Source organism: Hamadaea tsunoensis DSM 44101 (genome assembly GCF_000428945.1).
GTDB lineage: Bacteria > Actinomycetota > Actinomycetes > Mycobacteriales > Micromonosporaceae > Hamadaea > Hamadaea tsunoensis.
Map to the genome: position 1 here is coordinate 28,504 of NZ_AUAX01000025.1, position 12,045 is coordinate 40,548.

Genomic DNA, 12,045 nt, shown 5'->3' on the forward strand with positions numbered 1-12,045 from the left:
CCGGGCCCGGCAGGAAAGAAAGCCGTGGTCAGTGCGGGATGACCGGGCGTACCTCGACCGACTCGCCGTACTTGATGCCCGGCCATTCCGACGCCACCGCCACCGCCTCGTCGATGTCGTCCGCCTCGAGGATGAGGAAGCCGGCGAGGAACTCCTTCAGCTCCATGTAGGGGCCGTCCACCACGGTGACGCCGTTGTCGGTGCGGCGTACCGTCTTCGCCGTGCCCGGCAGGTCGAGTTCGGCCCCGCCGTCCACGACCTTCCCGGCCTTCTCCCATTTGGCGAGGTACGCCCAGATCTCGTCGTACCCCTCCTTCTGCGCTTCCGGGGTCGTGCCGTGCCAGGCACCCTGCCAGCAGATCAGCATCACGTACTTCACAACTGTCTCCCTTGTCGACGTTCCGGCCCGCGATCGCCGCCGGCTCAAGCGCTTTTCCAGAGTGACGATTGGCGCGTACGTCGAATCGACAGTCCGTCCACGATGACCGCTCGAAGAATTTATGACTTCAATTTCTCGCGAAATGCGCGCACATGGGTAATTTGCGATGCATAGTGACGTTGAGCAACATCGGTCCGATACCGAAGTTGCGCGACGTCCGCATCGGGCGAGGGCCTGTCGGACACATCCGTGAGGAGGAGACGATGGCCGAAGGTACCAAGGCCACCCGACCGGCGGCGAAGAAGACCACCGCTGCCCGGAAGACGGCGGCGAAGAAGGCTCCGGCGGGCCGCACGATGACCGCGGCCAAGAAGACGGCTGCCAAGAAGGCCGCCGCGAAGAAGACGACGGCGAAGAAGGCGACCGCCAAGAAGACCACCGCCAAGAAGACGGTGGCGGCGAAGAAGACCACGGCCGCGGCGAAGACGACGGCTCGGAAGGTCACGACGGCCAAGGCGACCCCCGCTCGCAAGACCGCGGCGAAGAAGGCCACGACGCGTACGGCGGCCAAGAAGACGGCGCCGGCGAAGAAGACGACGGCCAAGAAGGCCCCCGCCACCAGGACGGCGGCGAAGAAGACGACCGCCAAGAAGGCGGCCGCCAAGAAGACCACGGCGGCGAAGAAGACGACCGCCAAGAAGACCACCGCCAAGAAGACGGTGGCGGCCAAGAAGACCACGGCGCGCAAGGTCACCACCGCCAAGGCGACGCCGGCGAAGAAGACGGCGGCGAAGAAGACCGCCGCCAAGAAGGTCGGCGCGACGAAGGCCACCGCCGCGAAGAAGGCGGTCGCCAAGAAGGCCCCGGCAGCGCGCAAGACCGCGGCGAAGAAGGCGCCGGCCCGCAAGACGGCCACGCGCACGATGGCCAAGGCCACCTCGCGGATGTAGACCCGCTACAGCAATCCGACAGCGTGTGCGGACGCGTCGGGTGCCCGGCACTGGTAGGAATGTGCCGTGGTCACCCGACGCGTTTTCGCATCCGCCCTGGACTTCTCCGCGCTGCGCGCGGAACTGCATCTGCCCGCCGACTTCCCGGCCGACGCGCAGGCGCAGGCCGAGGCGAGCGCCCGTAACCCGGTGCTGCCCGATCTCGACCGCACCGACATACCCTTCGTCACCATCGACCCGCCCGGCTCCAAGGACCTCGACCAGGCCGTCTGCCTGGAACGCCGGGACGGCGGCTACCGCGTCTACTACGCCATCGCCGACGTCTACGCGGCCGTCCCGGCGGACGGCCCGCTGGAGGCCGAGACGTGGCGCCGCGGCCAGACCGTCTACCTGCCCGACGGCAACGTCCCGCTGCACCCGGTCGAGCTCAGTGAAGGCGCCGCGAGCCTGCTGCCCGACCAGGTCCGCGCGGCGGTCCTGTGGACGATCGACGTCACCCCGCAAGGCGACACCCAGGCTGTACGCGTCGAGCGCGCCCGGGTACGCAGCCGGGCGCAGCTGGCTTATCCCGGCGTACAGGCGGATTGTGATCGAGGCGCGCTGCCGGACGCCATCGCGTTGCTGCCGGAGATCGGGCGCCTGCTCGTGGAGCGCGGCCTGGACCGGGGCGCGATCAACCTGCCCATGCCGGAGCAGGACGTGGAGGAGACGGCGGACGGCTGGGAGCTGACGCTGCGCGCGCCGCTGCCGGTGGAGGAGTGGAACGCGCAGATCTCGCTGCTGACCGGCGTGGCCGCGGCGAAGATCATGCTGGCCGGGGGAGTGGGGCTGCTGCGCACGATGCCCGCGCCCTCGCTGGAGGCGATCGAGAAGCTGAAGGTGGCCGCGGCGGGTCTGGGCATCGAGTGGCCGGCGGGCAAGAGCGTGGGCCGCGTGATCGCGGGCCTGGACCCGCAGAATCCGCGGGCCGCCGCGTTCATCGACCACACCGCGGACACGCTGCGCGGCGCCGGGTACACGGCGTTCGACGGCACGCCGCCCGAGCAGTCGGAGCACGGCGGCGTCGCGGCCACGTACGCGCACGTCACGGCCCCGCTGCGCCGCCTGGCCGACCGGTACGCGACCGAGGCGGCCCTCGCCCTGTTCGCCGGGCGGCCCGTTCCCGCGCACGTCCGCGAGTCGCTGCCCAAGCTGCCCGAAGTGATGGCGGAGACCGGCCGGGTGGCGAACGCCGCCGACCGGGGCGCGATCGACCTGGCCGAGGCCGTGCTGCTGGAGAAGCGGATCGGCGAGGTCTTCCCGGCCGCCGTGATCGACGAATCGCAGATCGCCCTGGATTCCCCGCCCGTACGCGCGAAGTGCGCGGGCGACCTGAAGCCCGGCGACCGGATCCAGGCGAAGCTGACCGAGGCCGATCCCGTCAAGCGGCGTGTGAGGTTCGCCCTGGCCTGATCAACCACGGGCGACTCGTCGGTAGGGTTCGAGGCATGGCACTCGACCTCACCAGTCTTCCCGACGTGTCCGGTCTGACCGTCGGCATCCTCGGCGGCACCGGCGACCAGGGGCGGGGGCTGGCGTACCGGCTGGCCCGCGGCGGCCAGCGGGTCCTCGTCGGCTCCCGGTCGGCCGAGCGCGCGGTCGCGGCCGCCGCCGAGATCGGCCCGTCCGTCGCCGGCGCGGCCAACGAGGAGGTCGCGGCGGCCAGCGACATCGTGATCGTCGCCGTGCCGTGGGAGGGCCACGGGACGTTGCTGGCATCGCTGCGCGACCAGCTCCGGGGCAAGATCGTGGTCGACTGCGTCAACCCGCTCGGCTTCGACAAGCAGGGCCCGTACGCGCTCCCGGTCGAGGAGGGCAGCGCGGCCCAGCAGGCGGCGGCGGTCCTGCCCGAGTCCCGGGTGTGCGCCGCGTTCCACCACGTCAGCGCGGCGCTGCTGGCGGACCCCGCGGTCGACCGGATCGACCTGGACGTCCTGGTGCTCGGCGAGGACCGGGAGGCGGTCGAGGCGGTCCAGGCGCTGGCCGGCCGGATCGACGGCATGCGCGGCGTGTACGCCGGCCGGCTGCGCAACGCGCACCAGATCGAGGCGTTCACCGCCAATCTGATCGCGATGAACAAGCGCTACAAGGCCCACGCGGGAATCCGCATCACCGACGTGTAGCCGGGCCCGCCGGCGGCATGCATGATCCCGCTTGGATCAGGTTTTCGCACGTAATCATGGCCCATGATTCGGGTGATTTCCCTGATCCAAGCGGGATCATGAAAGCGGCGGTCAGAAGGTGTTCTCTGCTGTGGGGAACTGGCCGGTGCGGACTTCGTCGGCGTACTGGCGGACGGCGTCGGTCAGCACGGTGTGCAGGTCGGCGTACTTCTTGACGAAGCGGGGCAGCGGACCGGTCCGCAGTCCGGCCATGTCCTGCCACACGAGCACCTGCGCGTCCGTCTCCGGGCCCGCGCCGATGCCGATCGTCGGGATGGCCAGCTCGTGCGTGATGTTCTTGGCCACGTCGCCCGGCACCATCTCCAGGACGACCGAGAACGCGCCCGCGTCGGCGACCGCCCGGGCGTCGGCCAGGACCCGCTCGGCCGCGTCGCCCCGGCCCTGTACGCGGTACCCCCCGAGCTGGTGCTCGCTCTGCGGGGTGAAGCCGATGTGGGCCATCACGGGGATCCCGGCCGACGTGATCGCCTCGATGGCGGCGGCACTGCGTACGCCGCCTTCGAGCTTGACGGCGTGACAGCCGCCTTCCTTCATGAACCGCACGGCCGTGCGCAGGGCCTGGGTCGGGCCCTCCTCGTACGAGCCGAACGGCAGGTCGCCGACGACGAGCGTGCGCTTGGTGGCGCGGACCACGGCCCGGACGAGGGGGAGCAGTTCGTCGGCCGTGACGGGGATGGTGGTCTCGTAGCCGAAGACGTTGTTGGCCGCCGAGTCGCCGACGAGCAGGGCCGGGATGCCGGCCTGGTCGAAGAGCGCCGCCGTGTACTGGTCGTACGCCGTGAGCATCGCCCACTTCTCGCCGCGCTCCTTGGCCTGTACCAGGTCGCGGGTGCGTACGCGTTTCACTCCGTCGGCGAGGCCGCCGTAAAGGGACGGTTGGGACATCGCTGTCTCCATTCCTGCATCTCTCGAGTCCGCGCTGATGCGGTACCCGGATGGGTCGATCGTCCCACTTTGCGCATGGGGACGGTCAGTGATCGTGCAACATTTCACAGGCTGGTGAGCCTGGATACCCGGGCGACGCGTATCGCGGCCAGCGTGGAAAGATTGGCGGGGAATTCATCCATTACTCAGGGGGTTGGCCCGACCGTGGCTCAGTTCATCTACGTGCTGGAGAAGGCGCGCAAGGCGCACGGCGACAAGGTCGTTCTCGACAATGTCACGCTGAACTTCCTGCCCGGCGCCAAGATCGGCGTGGTCGGCCCGAACGGTGCCGGTAAGTCCAGCCTGCTGCGCATCATGGCCGGCCAGGACCAGGTCAGCAACGGCGAGGCCCGGCTCATGCCCGGCTACACCGTCGGCATGGTCGCTCAGGAGCCGAAGCTCGACGAGACGAAGACCGTCCTGGAGAACATCGAGCTGGCCGTCGCGGGCACCAAGGCCAAGCTGGCGCGGTTCAACGAGATCGCCGAGCTGATGGCGACCGACTACTCCGACGAGCTCATGAACGAGATGGGCAAGCTGCAGGAGGAGCTCGACCACGCCGACGCCTGGGACCTGGACTCCAAGCTCGAGCAGGCGATGGACGCGCTGCGCTGCCCGCCCGCCGACGCGCCCGTGGGCCCGCTGTCGGGTGGTGAGAAGCGCCGCGTCGCGCTCTGCAAGCTGCTGCTGGAGCAGCCCGACCTGCTGCTGCTCGACGAGCCCACCAACCACCTCGACGCCGAGAGCGTGCTCTGGCTGGAGCAGCACCTCGCCGCCTACCCGGGCACGGTCATCGCGATCACCCACGACCGGTACTTCCTGGACAACGTGGCCCAGTGGATCCTGGAGCTCGACCGCGGCCGCGCGTACCCGTACGAGGGCAACTACTCGACGTACCTGGAGAAGAAGGCGCAGCGTCTCGCGGTCGAGGGCCGCAAGGACGCGAAGATGAAGAAGCGCCTCTCCGAGGAGCTGGAGTGGGTGCGCTCCAACGCCAAGGCCCGCCAGACCAAGTCGCGCGCCCGCCTGGACCGCTACGAGGAGATGGCCGCCGAGGCGGAGAAGACCCGCAAGCTCGACTTCGACGAGATCCAGATCCCGCCGGGCCCGCGCCTGGGCAACACGGTCATCGAGGCCAAGGAGCTCGTGAAGGGCTTCGGCGACCGGGTGCTCATCGACGGCCTGTCGTTCTCCCTGCCGCGCAACGGCATCGTCGGCATCATCGGCCCGAACGGCGTCGGCAAGACGACGCTGTTCAAGACGATCGTCGGGATCGAGAAGCCGGACAACGGCTCGGTCAAGGTCGGCGAGACGGTATCGTTGTCCTATGTGGACCAGAACCGGGCCGGCCTGGACACCGCCAAGACGGTGTGGGAGGTCGTCTCCGACGGTCTCGACCACCTGATGGTCGGCAAGGTCGAGATGCCGTCGCGGGCGTACGTGGCCGCGTTCGGTTTCCGGGGCCCGGACCAGCAGAAGCCGGTCAACGTGCTGTCCGGCGGTGAGCGCAACCGGCTCAACCTGGCCCTGACGCTGAAGATCGGCGGCAACGTCCTGCTGCTCGACGAGCCGACCAACGACCTCGACGTCGAGACGCTCTCCAGCCTGGAGAACGCGCTGCTGGAGTTCCCCGGCTGCGCCGTGGTCATCTCCCACGACCGCATGTTCCTCGACCGCGTCGCGACCCACATCCTCGCCTGGGAGGGCGACGACGAGGACGACGCGAAGTGGTTCTGGTTCGAGGGCAACTTCGAGGCGTACGAGAAGAACAAGATCGACCGTATGGGTGCCGAGGCGGCCCGGCCGCACCGCGTCACCCACCGCAAGCTCACCCGTGACTGACCTCGCGGCCACGGGCAGGCCCAAGCGGTTCGTGTACCACTGCGGCCTGCGCTGGTCGGACCTGGACGCCTACGGGCACGTCAACAACGCGCGCTTTCTCACCCTCTACGAGGAGGCGCGCGTGGCGATGATGTTCGTGGGCGCCCGGGCCGCCGGGCTGACGACGTTCGAGGAGGGGATCGTCGTGTCGCGGCACGAGGTGGACTACCTCCGGCCGATCGACTACGGCGATCCCGTCCGCATCGAGCTGTGGGTCGAGGAGCTGCGCACCTCCCGCTTCACGGTCTGCTACGAACTGTTCGACGGCGACGTGCTCGCCAGCCGCGCGCGTACCATCCTCGTGCCGTTCGACCTGCGCAACGGGCGGCCCCGCCGGCTCACCGACAGCGAGCAGGAGTTCCTGCGGCCATGGGCGACGACTTCCTGACCCGGCTGCTGCGGCTCGACCCCGCCAGCCTCGTCCGTACGCGTCCCGCCGGCCCCGACGCGGTGGCCTGGTGGTCGATGCTGCCGTGGGGCGTGCTGGCCACGCGTACCGTGGCGGGTTCGGTGTCGGCCGACCGGACTGTGAGCGCCGCGGACCTGGCCGGGGGTACGGCCCGCCCGGCGAACCGGGACGGCGACTGGCGCTGGGCGCTCCCGCCGGCCACCTCCGACGCCGTCGAGGTGCTCCCCGCCGCGGTGGTGCGGGACATCGCCGCCGCGGCCGCGCGTACGCTGCGCGAAGCGATGGAGTCCGGTGTGGACGGTCGACCCGTCGGATCCCGGGCCCTGCGCGACGCCCTGCTCGACCACGTCGCCGTGACCGTCCAGGTCGACCGGCCCGGTCCGCACGAGGGCCGGAACGTGCCCGTCTCCCTGCGGCTCGTACAGGCGTTGACGCGTACGGGATTGCTCGAAGGCGCCGAGTCCGTCGAGGTACGCGTAGCCGGCCCCTGGACGGGCCTCGCGACGGGCGAGGGAGCGGTGTGGTATCGCGCTTCCGCTCCGACCTTGCGCCCGCTCTGATATCGGGGTTATTCTGCCCATCGCCTGTCTATCGGGTGAACAGCTGATCGTCGCTGAACCGAACGGATCGGGGATGCGATTGGGGGGCTGCTATAACTCGTACTTCCAGGTAACGTTCAGCCTCGGGATCACACGCAAGGTAACCGTTCGGATCCATAGAGGAGCGCGAGCAATGCCGTGGTGGTCAGTCGGGTCATGGTTTGTGCCGTCTCGTTCACAACGTCATAGCACGGGGGCTTCAGAGAAACCCCAGCCCGACTGCGGCGGGCTGGACCGCAACACCTTTGCCGTGCCCGACGACCTGTCGATGCTCGGTATGCCGCCCCAGCAGGGGGCCGTCGCACCCGTCACGCTTGCCCGCGTGGGGGTCGCGCTCAATCTGCTGGACGTGCGCTACCTGTCCGACGGCTACGGCAATCTCCTCGCCATGTGGGAGAGGCACGCGCTGCTGTACACAATGGAGGGACCCGAGGACGAGATCCTCGTGATCCGGGCCCGTCCACACGCGACCGTGCCGATGGACTTCGCCGACCGCGCGTACCGCGCGATCAACGAATGGAACCACCTCAACCGCTTCGCGAAGGCCTACGTCGGCGACCCCACCGACACCGGCCAGCTGCCGATCTACGCCGAGACCCAGGTCCCCCTCGGCGCGGGCGTCCACGACGCGCTCCTGGTCGAGCTCGTCGAGTGCGGCGCGTCGGTGGCGGTCAGCTTCGTCGACTGGTTGCACTCGGAGGCGGCGCTCATCTAGTCCCTCCGGTGTCCCGCTCCACGCACCGTCCCCGTCCCGCTTGTTTCAGGCCTCACCCGTGGCGATCCCCGCGCCCACGTGCCACGGGTGAGGCACTTTCCGTCCCCGGATCACGATCTTAAATTCAAGATCATTTATAGGATACGCGTATCCCATCCGACGGTTCGTTCAGTGCTCTGACGCCGGGGTGGGGCCCCGCGCGCCGCGTCCTGCCCCGGCTCGCCGTGACTCATTTCCTCTGTGATCGGCCATTGACATCTGTTTAATGGTTAGACAAACTGTCTAACCATTGGATCGGTGCCGGACGCCGCGCCTCGTTCCGGCGCCCCGTAGGGATGGGGTCAGCATGAGATACCGATGGGGCGTCGCGGCCGCTGTTCTGAGCCTGATCGGTGCGGTTCTGCCCGCATCGGCCGGCTCGGCGGCAAGCCGGGGAGCGCTTGCGCGAGCCGCAGGGAGTTCAGTCAGCACGCGGTACGAGGCCGAGAGCGCCACGATCTCGCAGGGAGTGGTGGAGTCCAATCACCTGAACTTCTCCGGGACCGGCTTCGTCAACGGCGACAACGTCGTCGGCAGCTATACACAGTGGACCGTCAACGCGGCGAGCGCGGGCACCGCGACCCTGACGATCCGGTACTCGAACGGGACCACCGTCGACCGGCCGGCCGACGTGACGGTGAACGGGACGGTCGTGGGGGCGGCCGTCTCGTTCCCGTCCACGACGAACTGGGACAGCTGGGCGAACAAGACCTTCACCGTGGCCGTGCCCGCCGGAACGAACACCGTACGCGTCACCGCCACCACCGCCAACGGTCCGGCCAATCTGGATTACCTGGACGTCGACGTGGCCGCTCCGGCGAGCGACTACCAGGCGGAGGACGCGACCCTGTCGCAGGCGGCCGTGGCCACCAACCACACCGGCTACACGGGTACGGGCTTCGTGGACTACACGAACATCGCCGGCTCGTACATCCAGTGGTCGGTGAACGCCGCCGCCGCGGGTACGCAGACCCTGACGTTCCGCTACTCGAACGGCACCGCGGTCGACCGGCCGATGGACATCACGGTCAACGGAACCGTCGTGGCGGCCGGGGTCTCGTTCCCCGCGACGACCGACTGGGACACCTGGACGACCAAGGCGGTCACCGCGAGCCTGGTCGCCGGGGCGAACACCGTCCGGGCCACGGCCACCACGGCCAACGGCGGCCCGAACGTCGACGTGCTCTCCGTGACCGATGGCGGTGGCGGCGGCGACACGCAGGCGCCGAGCGTACCGGGGAGTGTGCACTCGACGGCCGTCACGGCGAGCAGCGTCAGCCTGGCCTGGACGGCGTCGACCGACAACGTCGGCGTCACCGGATATGACGTGTACAACGGGTCCAGCCTGGCGACGAACGTGTCCGGGACGTCGGCCACCGTCGGCGGGCTGGCCGCGGGCACGGCGTACACGTTCACGGTGAAGGCCCGGGACGCGGCGGGCAACGTGAGCGCGGCATCCTCGCCGGTGACCGTCACGACGAGTGCGAGCAGCGGCGGTCCGGCCGTGCCGTTCGGCAGCCACCAGTTCGCGTACGCGGCGGGGACGCTGAAGCCGTCGGGTTCGCAGTCCTCCCTGGACGCGGCCGTGGTGACGCTCTACAACAAGTGGAAGGCGAACTTCGTCAAGCAGAACTGCGGCAACGGCTGGTACGAGACGATCTCGCCGGACGCCGACCACCCTTACGTCGCGGAGGGCCAGGGCTACGGCATGGTCGTCGTGGCGACGATGGCCGGGGCCGACGCGAACGCGAAGACCATCTTCGACGGCATGGTCAAGTACATGCTCGCCCACCCGTCGGTGAACAACGCCGACCTGCTCGCGGCCGAGCAGGACACCTCCTGCAAGAGCGTCAACGGTTCGGACTCCGCGACCGACGGCGACATGGACGTGGCGTTCGGGCTCCTGCTCGCCGACAAGCAGTGGGGCAGCGCGGGCACCTACAACTACAAGCAGCTCGCCATCAAGCACATCAACGCCATCAAGGCGAGCGAGGTCAACTCCACCACCCACCTGCTGCTGCTCGGCGACTGGAGCGACGCGAGCGACTCGCTGCACTACGTCACCCGGCCGTCCGACTTCATGATCGACCACATGCGGGCGTTCAAGACCGCGACGGGCGACGCCACGTGGGACACCATCCGGTCCGCGCACCAGACGCTCATCACGAACATGCAGTCGCAGTACGCCGCGAGCACGGGCCTGCTGCCGGACTTCGTGCAGAACACCAACACGACGCCGAAGCCGCCCTCGGGCCAGATCCTGGAGAGCGCCAACGACGGCAAGTACTACTGGAACTCCTGCCGTACGCCGTGGCGTATCGGGGCCGACGCGGTCACCAGCGGCAACTCGGCCTCGCTGGCGTCGGCCCGCAAGATGAACAGCTGGATCAAGTCGAAGGTGTCGGGCAACCCGAACAGCATCGTGGACGGGTACTCGCTGTCCGGGTCGAACCTGGACGCCGGCAACGACGCGTGCTTCGTGGCGCCGTTCGCGGTGGCGGCGATGACCGACAGCGGCAGCCAGGCGTGGCTCGACGCGCTCTGGTCGCACATGGTCGGCACGTCGTTCGGCTCGTCGGAGTACTACAACACGAGTGTCCAGCTCCAGGTGATGATCGTCGCCTCCGGGAACTTCTGGGTGCCGTGATCCGACGGATCGGCCTGTTCTCAGTGCACGGCTGGGAACAGGCCGATCCTTCCGTGGTACTCGTGGCCGAGCTGGTCGGTGTCCGAGCCGACCAGCAGGCCCTGCGGGCACACCACGAAGGCGCGCAGGCCCTCGCCACGCGTACGGGTAGGGTTCCAGGCGGTCGCCTTGCCGGTCACCGGGTCGATCGCGGAGATGCCCGGCCGGGAGACCGCCCCGGAACCAGCCGACTCGTCGCCGTACGGGTTGTCCAGCCACCGCTGGTGCCCGCCGACGTAGACGGCCGAGCCGGTGACGGCCACGGCGTACAGGGAGTCGCCGCCGGTGTGGTTGACCCAGGTCGGCCGGTGTACGCCAGGCGAGCTCTCGAACCGCGCGGCCGTGTCGCAGAGCAGGTTGGGCGCGGTCATCCGGCCGGTGGTGACGACGACGAAGTAGCGGCCGTCCGGGGCGAAGTCGACGGCGCGCATGTAGGTGTCGAACTGCTTGCGGCACCGCGGGTTGTACGCGTTCGTGCGCCAGTCCGCGAGCGCCACCCGGGGCCGGCTGATGTCGAGCATGACGAGCTGGGCCCGCGGCGCGCCCAGGGCCCGGGTCAGCGCGCCGATGACGACCAGGCGATCCCCGGCCGGACTGACCGCGACGTCCTCGACCTTCGTCCGGCCGAGCTCGGGTGCGTCCAGCCGCGCGTCGAAGACCGTGTCCACCGCCCCGGTACGCGCGTCCACCCGCGCCAGCGCCTTGCGGGCGACCCCGTCGACGTGACTGAACCAGCCACCCACGTACGCCTGGCCACCGTGCACGACGACCGCGCGTACGTCGCCGTCGACCGAGGCGCGGAAACCCGGCGAGACGCGGCCGGTGGCGACGTCGAGGCGTACCAGGCCCCGCATGGCGACCCCGTTGACGTGCTGGAAGAAGCCGCCGACGAGGACGCTGCCGTCCGGGCCGGCGGCGAGGGTCCGGACCGGGCCGTCGACGTCCGGGCGGAACGCCTGCACCGCACCGGTGTCGAGGCTGAACGCCATCAGGTAGTCCCGGTCGAACCGCGTACGCCGATCAGCCGACGCGACCTGGGCGAAGTCCCCGCCGACCACGACCGTACGCCCGACGAGCGCCATGGCCCAGACCTGCCCGTCGAGGATGTGCGGCGTCCAGTCGACCGGGTCGGCGGAGATCCGGCCCTGGGCCGGGGCGGCCGTCGCGGGCGAGGCGAGGAACAGGGCGGCGAGGAAGGCGGTCAGGACGAGGATGCTACGGCGCATACCTGCCTAACGATC

General features: G+C 69.5%; 11 protein-coding genes. 8 read left to right on the plus strand and 3 right to left on the minus strand.

The window, feature by feature from the left end; all coding sequences use genetic code 11:
* Nucleotides 1-28: 28 nt before the first annotated feature.
* On the minus strand, nt 29-379 hold the full coding sequence (locus G401_RS0129945) for a YciI family protein (RefSeq protein WP_027345386.1): 351 nt from the start codon (nt 377-379) through the stop codon (nt 29-31).
* A gap of 263 nt (nt 380-642) precedes the next feature.
* Between G401_RS0129945 and G401_RS49390 the strand changes: the two genes are divergently transcribed.
* The 3 genes from G401_RS49390 (at nt 643) to npdG (ending at nt 3,491) form a co-directional block, all read left to right on the plus strand.
* Nucleotides 643-1,329, plus strand: a complete 687-nt coding sequence (locus G401_RS49390; RefSeq protein ID WP_034593590.1) for a histone H1-like repetitive region-containing protein — start codon at nt 643-645, stop codon at nt 1,327-1,329.
* 66 nt (nt 1,330-1,395) lie between these two features.
* Nucleotides 1,396-2,781, plus strand: coding sequence for an RNB domain-containing ribonuclease (locus tag G401_RS0129955; RefSeq protein WP_027345387.1), 1,386 nt, complete (start codon nt 1,396-1,398; stop codon nt 2,779-2,781).
* A 35-nt stretch (nt 2,782-2,816) separates the two neighbouring features.
* On the plus strand, nt 2,817-3,491 hold the full coding sequence (gene npdG / locus G401_RS0129960) for an NADPH-dependent F420 reductase (protein ID WP_027345388.1): 675 nt from the start codon (nt 2,817-2,819) through the stop codon (nt 3,489-3,491).
* Between the two features lie 111 nt (nt 3,492-3,602).
* Here npdG and panB read toward each other — a convergent pair whose 3' ends face one another.
* On the minus strand, nt 3,603-4,436 hold the full coding sequence (gene panB, locus G401_RS0129965) for a 3-methyl-2-oxobutanoate hydroxymethyltransferase (protein WP_027345389.1): 834 nt from the start codon (nt 4,434-4,436) through the stop codon (nt 3,603-3,605).
* 204 nt (nt 4,437-4,640) lie between these two features.
* Here panB and ettA point away from each other — a divergent pair, with 204 nt between their 5' ends.
* From ettA to G401_RS55120, 5 genes are all read left to right on the plus strand, one after another.
* Nucleotides 4,641-6,317 (plus strand): energy-dependent translational throttle protein EttA, encoded by a 1,677-nt coding sequence (gene ettA / locus G401_RS0129970; protein WP_027345390.1) that lies wholly within the window; start codon nt 4,641-4,643, stop codon nt 6,315-6,317.
* The gene (locus G401_RS0129975; protein ID WP_034593592.1) at nt 6,310-6,744 is read left to right on the plus strand and encodes an acyl-CoA thioesterase; all 435 of its coding nucleotides are present in this window, start codon (nt 6,310-6,312) and stop codon (nt 6,742-6,744) included. Before ettA ends, G401_RS0129975 begins: the two co-directional genes overlap by 8 nt.
* Nucleotides 6,726-7,325 carry a hypothetical protein gene (locus tag G401_RS0129980; protein WP_027345392.1) on the plus strand — a complete coding sequence of 200 codons (600 nt, stop codon included), beginning with the start codon at nt 6,726-6,728 and terminating at the stop codon, nt 7,323-7,325. The genes G401_RS0129975 and G401_RS0129980 overlap by 19 nt, the downstream gene beginning before the upstream one ends.
* Before the next feature lie 172 nt (nt 7,326-7,497).
* Nucleotides 7,498-8,079: a type III secretion system chaperone family protein gene (locus G401_RS0129985; protein WP_084557774.1), complete on the plus strand. Its 582-nt coding sequence runs from the start codon at nt 7,498-7,500 to the stop codon at nt 8,077-8,079.
* A gap of 346 nt (nt 8,080-8,425) precedes the next feature.
* The gene (locus G401_RS55120) at nt 8,426-10,765 is read left to right on the plus strand and encodes a CBM35 domain-containing protein (RefSeq protein WP_084557775.1); all 2,340 of its coding nucleotides are present in this window, start codon (nt 8,426-8,428) and stop codon (nt 10,763-10,765) included.
* Between the two features lie 20 nt (nt 10,766-10,785).
* Here G401_RS55120 and G401_RS0129995 read toward each other — a convergent pair whose 3' ends face one another.
* On the minus strand, nt 10,786-12,030 hold the full coding sequence (locus G401_RS0129995; RefSeq protein WP_027345395.1) for a WD40 repeat domain-containing protein: 1,245 nt from the start codon (nt 12,028-12,030) through the stop codon (nt 10,786-10,788).
* Between the last annotated feature and the right edge of the window lie 15 nt (nt 12,031-12,045).